The organism is Bacillus sp. AR8-1 (assembly GCF_008042345.1).
Taxonomy (GTDB): domain Bacteria; phylum Bacillota; class Bacilli; order Bacillales; family Bacillaceae_G; genus Bacillus_A; species Bacillus_A cereus.
Map to the genome: position 1 here is coordinate 114,268 of NZ_QNUB01000009.1, position 17,164 is coordinate 131,431.

Genomic DNA, 17,164 nt, shown 5'->3' on the forward strand with positions numbered 1-17,164 from the left:
ATACAATGCCGAAAATTCAGACAGAACAGCAAATCTAGGTTCTAAAGCAGAAAAATTTAGAATCCTAGAAGTTTACGGAAATAACTAGCGTATGATTGACTAACTGGTACTCTCTCACCATTATCCATTGAAAGTACAAAAGTAGAATGGGTATCAGGATAAATCGCTTTAATATGATTAACATTTACAATAAACGAACGGTGACATCTAATAAATGAATCTTTCGGAAGCAAGTATTCGAATTCTTGCAGAGAGTATTTATGTGTTCCTGATAACTCTTCTGAATTCACATACGTCTTTTTATCTTTAGCCTCTAAATACATAACCTTTGAAAAAGGAACCGGAATCCAGCCGTCTGTTGTTTTTAAAGTAACAACTGACTTTCCATCCGTTAAAGCTGGATAAATTGCCGTTACGCACCCTTCAAGCTTTCCATTGTTTGAAAATGGTACAGCCATTCCATGATAAGGAATACCAAAAACATCCCGATTAATAAACTCAGAGGTTTTTTGATTCATCACCATCGCTTTATGAGCAATCGTTCCTTCCTTTATAGGATCCCCGACACTAATCTTTAAATCAATTCGTTTACTTGGCCGATAGTAAATATATTCTTTCGTATTCGAAACAGCAATTGAAATTTCATCTGAAAATAATTCCCCAACAACATCTAGTAATAAACCTAACGTTCTATCTTCCATTCTATTAACACCTCATTCACTATTATACTACTATTATGAACAGGCATCTGTTGCTTTATAAAAAGTTTGATTTTAAGTTACTTTTAAAATTAGTTTTATTCACTATTACTTCGTTACTACAAAAAACCTCACTTCAGAAAAGTGAGGTTTCCTCTCATACAATATTTCTTTATTTTTTGAACGACTATAGAATAAGATTTATTTTTTATTAAGTAAAGTGAATTTAAGAATTTATTGCCCCTATTTCTGTATAATAAATAATCCCAAACTACAAACAGTTTGGGATTATTTATTATGCGCATCTAACCACGAAATTAAATCTTTAAATACTTCATCCTTATTTACTTCATGAAACATTTCATGTCTACCATTTTCATATAAACGTAGTGTCACGTCTTTCACACCACATTTTTTATAGTTTTCATATACTTCTTTTACACCTTTCCCCATATCGCCAACAGGATCACGATCACCAGAGAATATATGTATTGGAAGATTCTTTGGCGTCTTCTTGTATTCTTCTAGTTTATTTACTTCTAATACTCCAGAAAATAATTCTCGGTAAAAACTCGTCGTACAAATGAAACCACATAACGGATCCGCAATATATTTATCAACTTGATTATTATCTGAAGATAACCAATCAAATTTTGTACGATTTGGCTTAAAGTTCGAATTGAAGTTTCCAAAAGATAAAAAGTTTAACATTGGACTTTTCGTTTTTGCCCCGCGCAATTTCATTTCGATTGTTGCTACTTTATGACCAATAGCTCCTAAAAGCCCTGGATTTCCACCTGTTCCTGAAATTAGAAATCCATCATATAGTTCACCCCTAAGTTGTACAGCACGTCTTGATAAAAAAGAACCCATACTATGTCCAAGTAAAAACAAAGGACTTGACTGTTCTTCTTTTATCCTTTCTGAAACAAAGATAACATCCGATACAACTTGATTCCACCCTATATTTGGTTCAAAATGACCATAATCTTCTTCTTTTTTTACTGTTTTCCCATGTCCTTTATGATCATGCGCATAAACACCATAACCTGCTTCCAATAAAGCATCTACAAATTCTGTATACACCCCTGCATGCTCTGTCATGCCATGTGCAATCTGAATAATTCCTCTCGGATCTCCTTCTGGTAACCATTTACGCAAATAAATTTCCGATTCATCCAATGCCGTAACGAAACTTTCCTGTACATTCATTTCGTCAGCCCCCAAATTTATTATGTATACCTTTAAGAAAAATGAATATCCATTCACTTTTCTTATTTTATATTATATGTAATTGCTTTCATTATGACAAATGATGTATTTTTCAGACTTGCTTTCAAACTAATCTCTTGACGAACCAAAAATAAAATTATATAGTTACTTACATAAAGTAATTATATAATTTTTAGGAGGTTTCTACTATTATGATGCCATCACTATTTTTAGCACATGGTTCGCCTATGCTCGCTATTCAAGATACAGACTATACACGATTTTTAAAAACACTTGGAGAAACATATAAACCGAAAGCAATTGTTATTTTCACTGCTCACTGGGAAACTGAAGTATTAACGATTTCCTCATCAGATAACGAATATGAAACAATTTATGATTTTGGAGGTTTCCCCCCTGAGTTATACGAAATCAAATATCGTGCGAAAGGCTCTTCTAGCATTGCATCTATGTTAGAAACAAAATTTAGAAACAAAGGTATTCCAGTCCATCATAATATGACCAGAGGTTTAGATCATGGTTCATGGACACTCCTGCACCGCATGTATCCAGAAGCAAATATTCCTGTCGTGCAAATATCAGTAAATCCATTCCTTTCTGCAAAAGAACAATTTGAAATTGGAGACGCACTTAAAGGACTCGGACAAGAAGATATTTTAGTAATCGGTAGTGGCGTTACCGTTCATAATTTACGAGCACTGAAATGGAATCAAACTACACCTGAAAAATGGGCAATTGAATTTGATGATTGGATTATTAAACATATGCAGAATAACGATAAAGATGCATTGTTTAATTGGGAGAATAATGCTCCTCATGCACAATTAGCCGTACCAAGAGCAGAGCATTTTGTTCCTTTGTTTATTGCAATGGGAAGTGGCGAGAATAGCGGTGAAGTCATTCACCGTAGTTATGAGCTTGGTACATTAAGTTATCTCTGTCTTCGATTTTAAAGAAAAAGGATGAAGCACATGTTGCTTCATCCTTTTTCTTTTTCATTCACTTAGTTAACTAACTTCCAAACGTTGTTTCTCTGATACTTCTTCGTTCTTATTATGAAAATAAACCCAAATACACGCAATAAATAATAGTGATGATGTAGAGAGGAAAACATATTGGAAGCCTGCATGCGCTGCAATTTGTCCCCCGAGCACTGGCCCAATCATATTTCCTAAAAACTGAAACGACTGATTATATCCAAATATTCGTCCCGTAACATGGGTTGGTGTATGTTGTTTTAGTAGAGTTTGTACGGAAGGCAATAATCCTGCTTGTGCGATACCTAATAAAAATCGAAGAATTAATAGTTGCCAAGCTGAGGTTACAAATGCTTGCGGGATAAAAATAATTCCTGCTGCAAATAACGCTACAACTAACGTTTTTTGAGGACCGATATGATCTGATAATCTTCCTAGTCTTGGTGCTGCCAAAATAACTGCTAATCCTGTCGCTGACATAACTGCACCCGCAATTGTTTCAATATGTGCAGTATGAGGACCTACTAAATTTTTCACGTACAATGTAACAATTGGTTGAACTGACATATTAGCAAGTTGAATAATAAATGTTGTTACAAATAAACTAATAATTAAATGCTTCGCTGGGACCATCGTCCATACTTTTTTCGGCTGTGTTTTTTTTGCTTGAGCAGAGTGATTTTCTTCATGCAGAAAGAAAAAAACGATGAGAAAGGAAAGGAATAAAAAAGCTCCTGTAACAAGAAAGACATGACGCATTCCAATTAACTCAGACAAATAACCTCCAAGTAACGGGCCAAGTAACGAACCGCTCACACCACCAGTTGAAATTGTGGAAATCGCCCAACCTGAATGTTCTTTCGGAGTTTCTGCTGCAATAAATGTCATCGCTGTTGAAAGGAAACCAGATACTGCTCCCATTAAAAATCTTAGTGCGACTAGTTGATACACATCCGTTACAAATCCCATAAGCGTCATAATAATCGCCATACCAAGGCTAGCACGAATAAGCATCAATTTCCGTCCATGTATATCACCAAGCTTCCCCCATATTGGTGATACGATCGCACCCATTAAAAATGTTACACCAAATGCAAGTCCCGACCACTGTGCAATGCTTGAAGTGCCAGTTACTCCTAATTCCTCAATATAAAAAGATAAGAAAGGAATTACTAAACTCATACCGGCTGCAGTGGTAAAACAACCTAGCCAACAAATCATTAAATTCCGTTTCCAGCTGGCCATTTTCACACCTTCTTTCTTTAGATACCCATTCTACACCCTTTCTTGTAAAAAGTTTAGTAATTTGCTTTATATGTAAGATTTACTACAAAACCCGCTATTTTCTAGTGAAAATCACTACAATCCCACATTTTTTTCATAATAAAACCAACTCCCACTAAATGAAGTTGGTTAATAATCCATTAAACCGTAACCATAAATAATTGAAACAATTACACCCACTACCAATATACCTGGAAGTAAATTTGCCACCTTGATTTTAATAATACTAAGCAAGTTCAATCCAATAGCAGATATCATAATGCCGCCCGTAGCCGTCATCTCCACTATAAATTGGTTCATTAATTCTTTCGGGACAAAACTATTAATTTGTGTTGCAAAAACTGCAATACCACCTTCATATAAAACAACTGGAATCGCCGAAAATACTACGCCAATTCCTAGAGTTGTCGTTAATATAATAGAAATAAATCCATCGATAATCGCCTTTGTAAATAAAATATCATGATTTCCGCGAATCCCACTGTCAAGTGCACCAAGTATCCCCATCGCGCCAATTGCAAAAATTAAAGTAGCTGTTACAAAACCTTCTGATATGCTACCTTTCCCTTTCGATCCAACTTTATTTTCTAGCCAATCCCCTAAATGTTTTAACTTTGCTTCTAATTGTAACCATTCTCCAATTACCGTACCAATCACTAAACTCAGTATGACAACAAGAAAGTTTTCACTTTTTAATGCCATTTGAAGCCCAAGCACATTAACCGCTAAACCGATTGCGTGCATTATCGTCCCTTTCATACTTTCTGGAATCCTACTAAATAATTTACCAAGTAAAGTACCAAATATAATACAAATCCCATTTACAACTGCTCCTAATATAACCATTTCTCATTCTTCACCCTTCGAATTCTTTATTTCTATATTTTGGTTTATACATTGATTTACAGGTTATCTATATGTTAACTTAATATTGAGAATATTAACAAATGTTTTCCACTACATAACCCGCTATTTTTTGTAACTTTAATTACCTTTAATAGATTCAGTGTTAATTTAATTGCGGGATAATATTAAAAGGGAAGGTATATATGAAAACTTTACTAAAACGATTTTTGTTAATAGCCTTTTTCATTACACCGATTGTTTTATTAATCAATTACTCTTTTATTTCAAAAGCAAAAGACAAACCCGATTTGCAAAACAAATCTAGTAAAACCGCTTCAAAAAGCGAAAAGAAAATAGTAGACCAAGAAATCACACTCACCTTCTCTGGTGATACAATGTTTGATTGGCAATTACGTCCTATAATCGAAAAGAATGGGGCTGATTACCCATTCCAACATGTAAAAGAAGAAATAAAAAAAGCTGATATTTCTTTTGTGAATTTAGAGTCGGCATTTACAACGAAAGAAAAGAAAGCACCTGGGCAACTGTTTTGGATTAAAAGTGATCCATCTACACTACAAGCTATTAAAAATACTGGATATGACATCGTAAATATTGGGAATAACCACACACTTGATTATGGGCAAGATGGATTATTAGATACGATTTCTCACGTAGAAAAATTAAAGTTCCCTTACACTGGAGCCGGAAAAAATGCGAAAGATGCATATACAGCACGAGAAATGACCGTAAAAGGGAAAAAGTTTAAATTTATTTCCTTCGTTCGATTTATGCCTGATTCTAATTGGGTAGCTGGTGAGAATAAACCTGGCGTTGCGAATGGCTATGATTTAAATCTTGTAACAAAAACAATTAAAGAACAAAAACAAGATGCAGACTATTTAATCGTCTATATGCATTGGGGCGTTGAAAAATCAAATCGTCCGGTAGAATACCAAAAGCAATATGTACCTAAAATGGTTGAAGCAGGAGCTAACGCAATTGTCGGAAGCCATCCACATTGGTTACAAGGGTTTGAGTATTATAATAAAGTTCCTATCGCTTACTCATTAGGTAACTTTTTATTCCCGAGTTATGTGAATGGGAAAAGCGCTGAAACTGGCGTATTAACTTTAACTTTTAAAGGAAAGGATGTCCAAATGTCATTCAATCCTTATATCATTCGCAACAACCAAGTTTCCCCTGTAAATGAGGGAGAAAAGAAAAAAGCTCTTCAATATTTACAAACAATTTCAACTGATGTAGAAATTGATGATACAGGGAAAATAAAAAACAAACGAAACTAGACAGCTCAAAATCTATTTCTCTGTAATATACTTTACAGAATAGGTGATAAACATGCTGAAAGACTTATTAGAAAATGTAAGTTTGTTAGAGAACGTTTATAAAATTTCTATAGCAGTTCTACTTTTATGTTCCTTTTATTCTGTGAGACTATTTAAAAAAATAAAGCGAGAGAGAAATCTTACTCCTTTTGAATTTACAATGTATGTAATCATTCGTATTGCGATACTCTTTTGGTTAGCTAGCTTTATTCTTCTTGAATTTAATGAGTACCTAGTTTAACTATAAAAAAGATAGAACAAGCACTATATTCCCTCGCTTGTATCTATCTTTTTTATTTACATTCTAACTCTTTCCTTCTATTAAATAAGCAAATCAAACAAAACAGGGTTTTTATTAAGTTCCATAAATTGAATATTATTTTCTTTAAAGCGAGTAATTAATTGCTCATAATCTTCTTTATGTTTTAATTCTACGCCGACTAATGCTGGACCATTTTCTTTATTATGTTTCTTAATATACTCAAAGCGCGTAATGTCATCTTCTGGTCCTAATCCTTTATCAAGAAATTCTCTTAGCGCACCTGAACGCTGCGGAAATTCAATGATAAAGTAATGTTTCAGTCCTTCATAAATGAGCGAACGCTCTTTCATTTCTTGCATTCTATCAATATCATTATTTCCACCACTTAGCGTACATACAACTGTTTTACCTTTTATTTCATCTCTATATAAATCAAGCGCTGCAATAGAGAGTGCACCAGCCGGTTCAGCTACAATCGCATTTTTCTTATACAGTTCTAAAATCGTCGTACAAACTTTCCCCTCTGGTACTAAAATAATATCGTCAATTACATCTTTACAAGTTTCAAATGTTAACTTTCCTACTTTTTTAACAGCTGCCCCATCAACAAAGCTATCTATTTTCTCCAATGCTACATTTTCATTTTGAAGAAAAGCCTCTTTCATAGATGCAGCTCCCATTGGCTCTACACCAATAACCTTTGTAGTAGGACTAACACCTTTTACATATGTACCAACTCCTGATGCTAATCCACCACCACCGATTGCTGTAAAGATATAATCAACTGATTTCTCCATATCATGCATAATTTCAACTGCCACTGTCCCTTGACCTGCAACAACATACGGATCATCAAACGGATGAACAAATGTCATCTTATTTTCTTCACAATAGCGCTGTGCTTCTTGGAAAGAGCTATCGAATGTATCACCAACTAATACAATCTCTGCGAAATCACCACCGAAAAATTGTACTTGTGATACTTTTTGTTTCGGTGTTGTTGTGGGCATAAATATTTTTGACGTAATCTTCAATAAATTACACGTATAAGCAACTCCTTGCGCATGATTACCAGCACTTGCGCAAACAACACCGTTTTGTAATTTTTCTTTCGGTAAGCTTTGAATTAAATTGTACGCACCACGAATTTTGAAAGAGCGAATTAATTGTAAGTCTTCTCGTTTTACATAAACGTCACAATCATATTTCTCAGATAAAACTGTATCACGTTGTAACGGTGTTTTAATAACGATATCTTTCAGGCAATTATGAGCCATTAAGATATCTTCAATTTTCACTCTCTCCTTTACCTTTTGCACCATTATATATCATCCTTATCTCTTTTAAATTGGCTCAATCAAAATGTGGGATTTTCAGGACAGCCCCTGTATTCGCCGATGTTACCATTTGTGCATAACGTCCGAGCCAGCCAGTTTTTACTTTCGGTTCTGGTCGTTTCCATTCTTTTTTACGCTTATCTAATTCTTCATCACTCACTCTTACTTCTAGTAAGCGTTCTTCAACATCAATACATACAATATCCCCTTGTTCAAGAAGTGCAATCATCCCGCCAGCTGCTGCTTCTGGTGAAATATGTCCTACTGAAATTCCACGTGAAGCTCCAGAGAAACGTCCATCCGTTAATAATGCAACCTCAGCACCTAATCCCATTCCAGCAATTGCTGATGTTGGTGCTAACATTTCTGGCATACCAGGGCCACCTCTTGGTCCTTCATAACGAATGACAACTACATCTCCTTTTTTCACTTTCCCAAGCATAATGCCAGCAAGTGCCTCATCTTGTGAATTAAAAATAACGCAAGGTCCTTCAAAACGCTTTACTTCTGTTGCACCGCTTTTAATAACTGCTCCATCTTTCGCAAGGTTGCCTTTTAATATACGCAATCCTCCTTCCTCACTATGAGGGTTTTCGAGAGAGTGAATAACTTCCTTATCTTTAATCTCTGCCTCAGCAATATTTTCTCTTAATGTTTGCCCAGTAGCAGTTATTCGATCAAGATGAAGTACTCCTTCTTTCCGGCTCATCTCTTTCAAAATTGCACTAATCCCGCCCGCACGATCAATATCTTCCATATGCCAATTTGAGGCTGGACTTACTTTACATAAATGAGGTACACGTCTTGAAACTGCATCAATACGGTTCATATCATAATCTAGTCCTGCCTCTTGTGCGAGTGCTAGCGTATGTAATACTGTATTCGTTGATCCGCCCATCGCCATATCAAGTGCAAAAGCATCGTCAATTGCTTCTTCTGTTACAATATCACGCGGCTTAATATCTCTTTCAATTAAAATTTTCAATTTCTCTGCTGCTTGTTTAATTAACTCTTCGCGTCTTGGATCAATTGCTAAAATACTCCCGTTACCAGGAAGAGCTAAACCTAACACTTCACATAAACAATTCATAGAGTTCGCGGTAAACATACCCGAACAAGAGCCACAAGATGGACAGCCATGATCTTCAATATCTTTTAATTCTTCTTCTGAAATTTTCCCAGATTGATAAGCTCCTACTCCTTCAAAAACGGAACTCAGATCAACAACTTCCCCTTTAGATGTTTTTCCTGCTGCCATCGGGCCGCCTGAAACAAACACAGTCGGAATATTAATACGTAGTGCAGCCATCATCATACCTGGTGTAATTTTGTCACAGTTTGGGATACAAATCATGCCGTCAAACCAGTGTGCATTTACAACCGTTTCTACTGAATCTGCAATAATTTCACGACTTGGAAGAGAATAACGCATACCGATATGTCCCATCGCAATACCATCGTCAACTCCAATTGTATTGAATTCGAATGGTACCATACCTGCCGCGCGAACTGCCTCTTTTACAAGTTTCCCAAACTCGTTCAAGTGTTTATGCCCTGGAATAATTTCAATAAAAGAATTACAAATCGCTATGAAAGGTTTATCAAAATCTTCATCTTTCAAACCAGTTGCTTTTAATAAACTACGGTGCGGTGCTTTATCAAAACCTTTTTTAATCATGTCACTTCTCATCTTGTCAAATCCCCTCTTACATATTTTTCATTTATACTCTCTTACTCTATTTCTTTACTAATTCTTTCGGTGCATGAATCCAGCTCATCATTTCACGAAGCTCTGCTCCCACTTTTTCTAATTGATGATTTTGTTCTGCTTTTTTCATTGCGTTATACGTCGGACGCCCTGCTTGATTTTCTAAAATCCATTTCTTCGCAAATTCACCTTGCTGAATTTCTGTCAGAACACGCTTCATTTCCTTCTTCGTTTCATCTGTAACAATTCTCGATCCTGTTACATAATCTCCAAACTCTGCCGTATCTGAAATAGAATGGCGCATAGTCGTTAATCCACCTTCGTACATTAAGTCAACAATTAGCTTTAATTCATGCAAACATTCAAAGTATGCAATTTCAGGACGATATCCACCTTCCGTTAACGTTTCGAACCCGGCCTTCACAAGTGCAGTTACCCCGCCGCAAAGTACAGCTTGCTCACCGAATAAATCCGTTTCGGTTTCTTCTTGGAATGTCGTTTCAATTACCCCCGCACGTGTACACCCTACACCTTTTGCATACGCCAGTGCTACATGTAGCGCTGTTCCCGTCGCATCTTGATGCACTGCGACTAATGCTGGAACACCATTTCCTTCTTGAAATACACGGCGAACGAGATGACCTGGACTTTTTGGCGCGACCATCGCTACATCTACGTAACTTGGCGGATTAATTTGTCCGAAGTGAATGTTAAATCCATGTGAGAAAAGTAACATTTGTCCTTCACGAAGATTCTCTTCTACCTCTGCTTTATACACATGAGCTTGCTGTTCATCTGGCAATAACATTTGTACAACTTGTGCGGTTCGAACCGCTTCTGAAACAGACATTACTTCAAATCCATCCGCTTTCGCTACTTCATACGACTTACCAGGACGAACACCAACTACAACCTCTACACCAGAATCACGTAAATTTTGTGCTTGCGCATGACCTTGTGATCCATAACCAACTACTGCAACAGTTTTTCCTTGTAATAACTCTACATTTGCATCTTTTTCATAATATGTTTTCATATTCCATACACTCCTTATAATTTATTTACTTGCAGAACATCAATTAATTTTTTCAACTGACTAACAAGTAATGTCGCTTCATTTTCAGTACAAACTGCTGTGAGTTTCATTTCAGAAACACCACTAGTATCTCTTTCTTTTAAATGTAAAGAAGAAATATAATAACCACGCCGAGCAAAAATCCCACTTATACGTAATAAGACGCTTGGCTCGTTATGAATAACGAGTGAAAAAGTATGACTCATTCTTCCCACCTCTTCATAATCATTTCGTTATTCCCTTTGTTTGGCGGAACCATCGGAAATACGTTTTCACCTTCTTCTACACAAAAATCAACTACGACAGGACCTTCGTGAGCAAATGCTTCTAACATCACTTGTTTTGCCTCGGTTGAATTTGTTGCTCTTAATCCCTTTACTCCATAAGCTTCTGCTACTTTCACAAAATCTGGTGATCCAATTTTTGATTCTGATAAACGATTTTCATAAAACATTTCTTGCCATTGCCTTACCATCCCTAAAAATTTGTTATTTATGATAAATACTTTTACAGGGATGTTATTTTCAGCAATTGTTTGTAGTTCTTGAATGTTCATTTGAAAAGAAGCGTCACCTGCAATACAAATGACAAGTTCTTCTTTTTTAGCTAGCTGAGCACCAATTGCTGCTGGAAAACCAAACCCCATTGTTCCTAATCCTCCAGAGGTAAGGAACGTCCGAGGTTTTCTTGCTTTATAGAAGTGAGCAGCCCACATTTGATGCTGACCTACTTCTGTTGTGACAATCGCTTCACCATTCGTTAATTCACTTACTAAGTTGATCACATGCTGTGGTTTTAACTCAGATTCTTTTTGCTTATAAGAAAGTGGATATTCTTCTTTCCATGTCTTTACTTTCTGAAGCCATTCGTCTGTTTGTGTATAAATAGACATATGTAACAGCATGTGTAACGCTTTTTTTACATCACCAACAATCGGATGTTCTACAGTTACATTTTTATGAAACTCAGAAGAATCAATATCAATATGTACTTTTTTCGAGTTTGGAGAAAAAAGTTCTAATTTTCCTGTTACACGATCATCGAAGCGAACACCTAATGCAAGTAGTAAATCACATTCTGTTACCGCCATATTAGCAGCGTATGTCCCATGCATACCAAGCATCCCTAGAAACAATGGATCTCCCGGTGGATATGCACCAAGTCCCATTAAAGTTGAAACGACTGGAATACGGTTCTCCCTTGCGAATTCGAAGAGTTCATCGGATCCACCTGAATGAATGACACCTCCTCCAATATAAAGAAGTGGACGCTTAGATTTTGAAATTGCTTTAGCCACCTCTCTAAGTTTCATGCTGTCTGGTACAAGTTCTGGTTTGTACCCCGGAATATCAACTTCTTCATTAAAGAAACTGGTGACTTTTGCATTTTGAACATCTTTTGGAATATCAATTAATACTGGTCCCGGACGCCCGCTTTTGGCGATGTAAAAAGCTTCTTGCACAATTCGTGATACATGATTCACATCACGAACCTGGTAATTATGCTTCGTAACAGGTACTGTAATTCCGACAACATCCGCTTCTTGAAATCCATCTTTACCAATTAAAGGCGTTGCAACTTGCCCGGTAATGACAACTAAAGGAATCGAATCCATATAAGCGTCTGCTAAACCCGTAACTAAATTTGTCGCCCCTGGGCCAGAGGTAGCAAAGACTACCCCGACCTTTCCAGAAGCTCTCGCATATCCTTCAGCCGCATGAATGGCAGCTTGTTCATGACGAGTTAAAACATGTTTCAAACCACTTTCGTATAAAGCATCGTATATTGGCAAGATTGCTCCGCCCGGATAGCCGAAAATGGTCGTTACACCTAATCTCTTTAAACATTGAATCACATGTCCAGCGCCTGTCATTTCTTCATACTGTAATTTCTCATACGCTGTATACTGCTGCTTCATTTCCATTAACTCCTCTCCTTATTTACGCTAAGCTTTCCGTCAGCCCGGGAACACGTACCCCTCTTTCTCTCGTTAATTTTTTAAATTCTTCGGTCAATTGTTTCGTTACACTTCCTGGTTTCCCATCTCCAATTTCTCTGGAATCAACTTTTACAACTGGAATTAACTCCGCTGCTGTTCCTGTTAAAAATACTTCATCCGCTACATATACATCATGGCGAGTGAACGGTCTTTCCTCACACGGAATACTCAGTCGCTCACATAGCTCGATAACACTATTTCTCGTAATACCTTCTAATGCTCCTAAATAGGATGGCGGGGTTAATACTTTTCCATCTTTCACAACGAAAACATTATCACCAGAACCTTCACAAACATATCCTTGTTGATTTAACATAAGAGCCTCTAACACTCCTGCTTGTGCTGCTTCAATTTTTACAAGTACGTTATTTAAATAATTCATTGACTTAATACGTGGATCTAACGCATCTGGCGTATTACGTCTTGATGCAACAGATACAACGCTTAGCCCATTATCATAAAATTCTTGTGGGAATAACTTTAATTGTTCTGCAATGATAATTACGCTCGGCTTCACACAACTTCTCGGATCGAGCCCTAAGTCACCTTTTCCTCTTGAGACAATTAAGCGAATGTAAGCATCAGTATATTCGTTTTTTTGGAGTGTATGTAAAACTGCTTCTTCCATTTCTTCTACCGTCATTGGAATTGTTAGTAAAATAGATTTCGCTGATTCATACAATCGTTTCACATGTTCTTTTAAACAAAATACATTTCCTCCGTAACTACGAATCCCTTCAAATACACCGTCTCCGTATAAAAAACCGTGATCATATACTGAAACAACTGCCTTTTCTTTTTCTACAAATTCCCCATTCATGTAAATGTACTGGTTTCCCATCTCACATCGCTCCTCTTTTTTTCTCTATTTTTTGCAATCTATTTCTACATCGATTGCTGAGATGAGTATTTTTAACAGAATATTCAGTATATAAACCTTAAAAATATACTCGTCTCAACAATCGATTACTTACATACTTATAGCAATCCATTGCTGAGACGAGGGAATCGTGGTACCACTCAGCTTCCTTATACTTCTCACGAAATATAAGCTCTGCAAGTCCAATTAGACTTTTGTTTTTCTATCGGGAACAACCCCGCTACTTTTTACTAGTTTTCAAAAGTAGTGCTCCAAGGTGATTTTCAATGAGTGAATTGTTACCACCCTCACAGCCTCGGGGCAGCTCTCTGAAACAATCTTTATCATTTACTCTCCTCTTCTACGCATTCTCTTCTTCTATTTTTAAAAATAAAAACTCTCGCCTCAGCAATCAACTACTACAATTTAGTAGCTTTGATTGCTGAGGCGAGAGTTTCGCGTTACCACTCAGCTTCCTTATACTTCTCACGAAATATAAGCTTTGTAGGTCCAATCAGACCTCCGTCCTTTTACCGGAGACGATGCCGCCGCCCTCTACTCAGTTTCCCTTTCGCAAGCGATGCTCCGAGGTGATCTTCAATGATTCGATTGTTACTACCCTCACAGCCTTGGAGTAGCTCTCTGAAACGATCATAATCATCTACTTTCCTCTTCTTTGCATATACAACATATAAAGTTAGAAAATTCTTAATTAACTTTTATTTGTTACACGTATTATAGGACGTTGTTCTTTTCCTTGTCAACATGTTTTTTCAAAAAAAATCAAAATTCATTCTATTTATTTTTTCTCAAATCAAAATTGGAATGCATTACTTACATACACTCATATATTACTTAAGTATGTCTGCATTACTACATAAAGAAAAACTTATAAAGTTTATGAGGAGATGAGGAAACTATGTTAAAAGGGAAAGTAGCGTTAGTTACAGGAGCAAGCCGAGGAATTGGACGAGCAATCGCTAAACGTTTAGCAAATGACGGTGCATTGGTTGCTGTTCATTACGGTAATCGAAAAGATGAAGCTGAAGAAACTGTTCATGAAATTCGATCAGATGGTGGCCAAGCTTTTTCTATCGGCGCAAATTTAGAATCCTTACACGGTGTAGAAAACCTTTATAACGCTTTAGATACTGAATTACAAATGCGCACTGGTGAAACACAATTTGATATTTTAATAAACAATGCTGGCATTGGTCCTGGTGCTTTTATTGAAGAAACGACTGAACAATTTTTTGATAGAATGGTTTCAGTAAATGCAAAAGCTCCATTCTTTATCATTCAACTAGCACTACCACGTTTACGTGACAATAGCCGAATTATTAATATTTCATCCGCTGCCACCCGCATTTCTTTACCTGATTTTGTTGCATATAGTATGACGAAAGGCGCTATTAATACAATGACTTTTACGCTAGCAAAACAGCTTGGAGCACGAGGAATAACGGTGAATGCAATACTTCCAGGATTTATTAAAACAGATATGAATGCAGAACTCTTGAGCGACCCAATGATGAAGCAGTACGCTACTACTATTTCCGCTTTCAATCGCTTAGGTGAAGTAGAAGACATTGCCGATACTGCTGCATTCCTTGCTTCTCCAGACAGCCGTTGGGTTACTGGACAATTAATTGATGTGAGCGGAGGATCTTGTTTATAAAAAACATATATTTTCAAATCTTTTTTATTGCGCAATAAAACAATTTATATAATACTATATAAAACATATACATTTAGGAGGATTACAGCAATGTCCGAAAAAACATACGAACTCGCAACCTTCGCAGGCGGTTGCTTTTGGTGCATGGTAAAACCATTTGATGAACTTCCTGGTATTCATAAAGTACTTTCTGGCTATGCAGGAGGTCATGTAGAAAACCCAACATATGAACAAGTAAAAGCTGGAACATCTGGACATTTAGAAGTTGTTCAAATTACATTCGATCCTTCTATTTTTCCTTATCAGAAATTACTAGACTTATATTGGCCACAAATCGATCCAACTGATGATGGCGGACAATTTTTTGACCGTGGTCCATCTTATCGTACCGCTATTTTTTATCATAACGAAACACAAAAAGGGCTTGCTGAAAAATCAAAACAAGCTCTTGCAGAAAGCGGTATGTTTAAAGATCCAATCGTGACTGAAATTCGTCCTGCTGCACCTTTTTACGAAGCAGAGGAATACCACCAACATTTCTATAAAAAGAATCCAGAGAAATATGCTACTGAGCAAAAGGAATCTGGTCGTGAAGACTTTATAAAAGAAAATTGGCAAAAGAAATAATAAAAACGCATCGTGCTTTTTGAGTACGATGCGTTTTTATTTTTGATAAAAGTACCATACAATTAATAGAACAATTGCTGTTAGTGACCAAAGTACTATCTCGTTTTTCACTCTATTCTTTTTCTTAGTCATTTCATTCCCTCCTAATAACTATTAAACATATTCAATTTTTTCTTTGTTTAATTGTCCATCTTATATACGTGAATACATCCTTACAAATTCTAATAGCAAGACCACCAATAATTCCGATTGCAATGGAAATTACTAGCATCTGTCCAAAACTAAAAGAATTTGTGTACATTATGTAGAGAACGATACATATAAGTAAAACATCCGGTAAAAAAAGTAAAAACCTTTTAAGCATTCCTTTATCTCCTCTATACTTTTTAATTTATATCTTCTACTGTAATTTTGAAATAAAATTTGTTCAAAAATTCCATTTACACCCTCATTTTATGAAAAATAATAAGAATCCCTTTTCAAAAGAGATTCTTATTCAGCAGATTTAAGTTTAATTATTTTCTACATATCCTATTCCATAATTACTCCTAAAATAGAATAATATTACTAATGATTTATTGTAAATTGACTATTTGCCAGGCAACCGAATGTCGCGCCAGCTACCTACATCGCATTGGCCAAATTCATTATTACCTACCGCGATCACCGTGCCGTCTGATTTTAGTCCGACTGTATGTGCACAACCAGCCGCTATCGCTACAATATCTCTCCAATCACTTACGTTACATTGACCATACTCATTCCAACCCACTGCCACCACGGTACCGTTTGATTTAAGTCCGATTGTATGATTCGTACCAGCCGCTATTGCTTCAATATCTCGCCAGCCACTTACATCACACTGGTTATGTTTATCATTCCCCACTGCTGTCACCGTACCGTCTCGTTTAAGACCAACAGTATGAAGATACCCAGCCTTGACCGCTACAATACCTCGCCAGCTACTTACATTGCATTGACCATATCGATTATTCCCCACAGTCGTCAATGTGCCGTCCAATTTAAGACCGACTGTATGCCAGTCACCCGCTGTGACTGCCACAATACCTTGCCAACTGCTTACATTGCATTCTCCTTCTTTATTTCGGCCCACCGCTACTACCGTGATTTCAGGCCAATAGTACGACGCCACCCTGCCGCAACCGCTACAATATTATGCCAATCGTTTACATCACATTGTTCATGCTTATTCCAACCCACTGCTACCGCAGTAC

General features: G+C 36.5%; 16 protein-coding genes, 1 pseudogene and 1 other annotated feature. Of the genes and pseudogenes, 5 read left to right on the plus strand and 12 right to left on the minus strand.

The window, feature by feature from the left end:
• Positions 1–56: 56 nt before the first annotated feature.
• Both DN400_RS06030 and DN400_RS06035 read right to left on the minus strand, forming a co-directional pair.
• Positions 57–701, minus strand: a complete 645-nt coding sequence (locus tag DN400_RS06030) for a LytTR family DNA-binding domain-containing protein (protein ID WP_000390209.1) — start codon at positions 699–701, stop codon at positions 57–59.
• A gap of 285 nt (positions 702–986) precedes the next feature.
• Positions 987–1,910: an alpha/beta fold hydrolase gene (locus DN400_RS06035; RefSeq protein ID WP_065228626.1), complete on the minus strand. Its 924-nt coding sequence runs from the start codon at positions 1,908–1,910 to the stop codon at positions 987–989.
• Between the two features lie 212 nt (positions 1,911–2,122).
• Here DN400_RS06035 and DN400_RS06040 point away from each other — a divergent pair, with 212 nt between their 5' ends.
• Positions 2,123–2,884, plus strand: a complete 762-nt coding sequence (locus tag DN400_RS06040) for a DODA-type extradiol aromatic ring-opening family dioxygenase (protein ID WP_098907985.1) — start codon at positions 2,123–2,125, stop codon at positions 2,882–2,884.
• 54 nt (positions 2,885–2,938) lie between these two features.
• Here DN400_RS06040 and DN400_RS06045 read toward each other — a convergent pair whose 3' ends face one another.
• Complete coding sequence (locus tag DN400_RS06045; RefSeq protein WP_000179302.1) at positions 2,939–4,153, minus strand: multidrug efflux MFS transporter; 1,215 nt, start codon at positions 4,151–4,153, stop codon at positions 2,939–2,941.
• Positions 4,154–4,321: 168 nt separating this feature from the next.
• Positions 4,322–5,038, minus strand: a complete 717-nt coding sequence (locus tag DN400_RS06050; protein ID WP_097853458.1) for a DUF554 domain-containing protein — start codon at positions 5,036–5,038, stop codon at positions 4,322–4,324.
• A gap of 203 nt (positions 5,039–5,241) precedes the next feature.
• On the opposite strand from DN400_RS06050, the gene DN400_RS06055 reads away from it, so the two are divergent.
• Both DN400_RS06055 and DN400_RS06060 read left to right on the plus strand, forming a co-directional pair.
• Positions 5,242–6,345, plus strand: a complete 1,104-nt coding sequence (locus tag DN400_RS06055) for a CapA family protein (RefSeq protein ID WP_097853457.1) — start codon at positions 5,242–5,244, stop codon at positions 6,343–6,345.
• A gap of 52 nt (positions 6,346–6,397) precedes the next feature.
• Positions 6,398–6,625 (plus strand): hypothetical protein, encoded by a 228-nt coding sequence (locus tag DN400_RS06060; RefSeq protein WP_000910229.1) that lies wholly within the window; start codon positions 6,398–6,400, stop codon positions 6,623–6,625.
• An 80-nt stretch (positions 6,626–6,705) separates the two neighbouring features.
• Here the strand turns inward: DN400_RS06060 and ilvA are convergent, their stop codons facing one another.
• The 6 genes from ilvA to ilvE are packed head-to-tail and all read right to left on the minus strand — an operon-like array spanning position 6,706 to position 13,606.
• Positions 6,706–7,968, minus strand: a complete 1,263-nt coding sequence (gene ilvA, locus DN400_RS06065) for a threonine ammonia-lyase IlvA (RefSeq protein ID WP_000250319.1) — start codon at positions 7,966–7,968, stop codon at positions 6,706–6,708.
• A gap of 31 nt (positions 7,969–7,999) precedes the next feature.
• Positions 8,000–9,673 carry a dihydroxy-acid dehydratase gene (gene ilvD, locus DN400_RS06070; RefSeq protein ID WP_001255813.1) on the minus strand — a complete coding sequence of 558 codons (1,674 nt, stop codon included), beginning with the start codon at positions 9,671–9,673 and terminating at the stop codon, positions 8,000–8,002.
• 46 nt (positions 9,674–9,719) lie between these two features.
• Positions 9,720–10,727: a ketol-acid reductoisomerase gene (gene ilvC, locus DN400_RS06075; protein WP_000861143.1), complete on the minus strand. Its 1,008-nt coding sequence runs from the start codon at positions 10,725–10,727 to the stop codon at positions 9,720–9,722.
• 14 nt (positions 10,728–10,741) lie between these two features.
• Positions 10,742–10,972 carry an ACT domain-containing protein gene (locus DN400_RS06080; protein ID WP_000019909.1) on the minus strand — a complete coding sequence of 77 codons (231 nt, stop codon included), beginning with the start codon at positions 10,970–10,972 and terminating at the stop codon, positions 10,742–10,744.
• Complete coding sequence (gene ilvB / locus DN400_RS06085) at positions 10,969–12,684, minus strand: acetolactate synthase large subunit (protein ID WP_141493285.1); 1,716 nt, start codon at positions 12,682–12,684, stop codon at positions 10,969–10,971. The genes DN400_RS06080 and ilvB overlap by 4 nt, the downstream gene beginning before the upstream one ends.
• A gap of 22 nt (positions 12,685–12,706) precedes the next feature.
• Positions 12,707–13,606, minus strand: coding sequence for a branched-chain-amino-acid transaminase (gene ilvE, locus DN400_RS06090; protein WP_000528161.1), 900 nt, complete (start codon positions 13,604–13,606; stop codon positions 12,707–12,709).
• A 151-nt stretch (positions 13,607–13,757) separates the two neighbouring features.
• Positions 13,758–13,997 (minus strand) — a binding site (T-box leader).
• Between the two features lie 546 nt (positions 13,998–14,543).
• Here ilvE and DN400_RS06095 point away from each other — a divergent pair.
• On the plus strand, positions 14,544–15,302 hold the full coding sequence (locus tag DN400_RS06095; protein WP_098907981.1) for an SDR family oxidoreductase: 759 nt from the start codon (positions 14,544–14,546) through the stop codon (positions 15,300–15,302).
• A 90-nt stretch (positions 15,303–15,392) separates the two neighbouring features.
• The gene (gene msrA, locus DN400_RS06100; protein ID WP_001291883.1) at positions 15,393–15,929 is read left to right on the plus strand and encodes a peptide-methionine (S)-S-oxide reductase MsrA; all 537 of its coding nucleotides are present in this window, start codon (positions 15,393–15,395) and stop codon (positions 15,927–15,929) included.
• 163 nt (positions 15,930–16,092) lie between these two features.
• Here msrA and DN400_RS06105 read toward each other — a convergent pair whose 3' ends face one another.
• Complete coding sequence (locus DN400_RS06105) at positions 16,093–16,293, minus strand: hypothetical protein (RefSeq protein WP_147801577.1); 201 nt, start codon at positions 16,291–16,293, stop codon at positions 16,093–16,095.
• Positions 16,294–16,518: 225 nt separating this feature from the next.
• A pseudogene (locus DN400_RS06110) lies at positions 16,519–17,164 on the minus strand (RCC1 domain-containing protein); the annotation flags it as partial.

What these genes read in the sequence shown, in the direction of transcription:
- DN400_RS06055 (WP_097853457.1), top strand. Translation starts at nt 5,242, where the DNA reads ATGAAAACTTTACTAAAACGATTTTTGTTAATAGCCTTTTTCATTACA.
- DN400_RS06080 (WP_000019909.1), bottom strand. Translation starts at nt 10,972, where the DNA reads ATGAGTCATACTTTTTCACTCGTTATTCATAACGAGCCAAGCGTCTTA.
- ilvC (WP_000861143.1), bottom strand. Translation starts at nt 10,727, where the DNA reads ATGAAAACATATTATGAAAAAGATGCAAATGTAGAGTTATTACAAGGA.
- DN400_RS06105 (WP_147801577.1), bottom strand. Translation starts at nt 16,293, where the DNA reads ATGCTTAAAAGGTTTTTACTTTTTTTACCGGATGTTTTACTTATATGT.
- DN400_RS06095 (WP_098907981.1), top strand. Translation starts at nt 14,544, where the DNA reads ATGTTAAAAGGGAAAGTAGCGTTAGTTACAGGAGCAAGCCGAGGAATT.
- ilvB (WP_141493285.1), bottom strand. Translation starts at nt 12,684, where the DNA reads ATGAAGCAGCAGTATACAGCGTATGAGAAATTACAGTATGAAGAAATG.
- msrA (WP_001291883.1), top strand. Translation starts at nt 15,393, where the DNA reads ATGTCCGAAAAAACATACGAACTCGCAACCTTCGCAGGCGGTTGCTTT.
- ilvA (WP_000250319.1), bottom strand. Translation starts at nt 7,968, where the DNA reads ATGGTGCAAAAGGTAAAGGAGAGAGTGAAAATTGAAGATATCTTAATG.
- ilvD (WP_001255813.1), bottom strand. Translation starts at nt 9,673, where the DNA reads ATGAGAAGTGACATGATTAAAAAAGGTTTTGATAAAGCACCGCACCGT.
- DN400_RS06040 (WP_098907985.1), top strand. Translation starts at nt 2,123, where the DNA reads ATGATGCCATCACTATTTTTAGCACATGGTTCGCCTATGCTCGCTATT.
- DN400_RS06050 (WP_097853458.1), bottom strand. Translation starts at nt 5,038, where the DNA reads ATGGTTATATTAGGAGCAGTTGTAAATGGGATTTGTATTATATTTGGT.
- ilvE (WP_000528161.1), bottom strand. Translation starts at nt 13,606, where the DNA reads ATGGGAAACCAGTACATTTACATGAATGGGGAATTTGTAGAAAAAGAA.
- DN400_RS06060 (WP_000910229.1), top strand. Translation starts at nt 6,398, where the DNA reads ATGCTGAAAGACTTATTAGAAAATGTAAGTTTGTTAGAGAACGTTTAT.
- DN400_RS06045 (WP_000179302.1), bottom strand. Translation starts at nt 4,153, where the DNA reads ATGGCCAGCTGGAAACGGAATTTAATGATTTGTTGGCTAGGTTGTTTT.
- DN400_RS06030 (WP_000390209.1), bottom strand. Translation starts at nt 701, where the DNA reads ATGGAAGATAGAACGTTAGGTTTATTACTAGATGTTGTTGGGGAATTA.
- DN400_RS06035 (WP_065228626.1), bottom strand. Translation starts at nt 1,910, where the DNA reads ATGAATGTACAGGAAAGTTTCGTTACGGCATTGGATGAATCGGAAATT.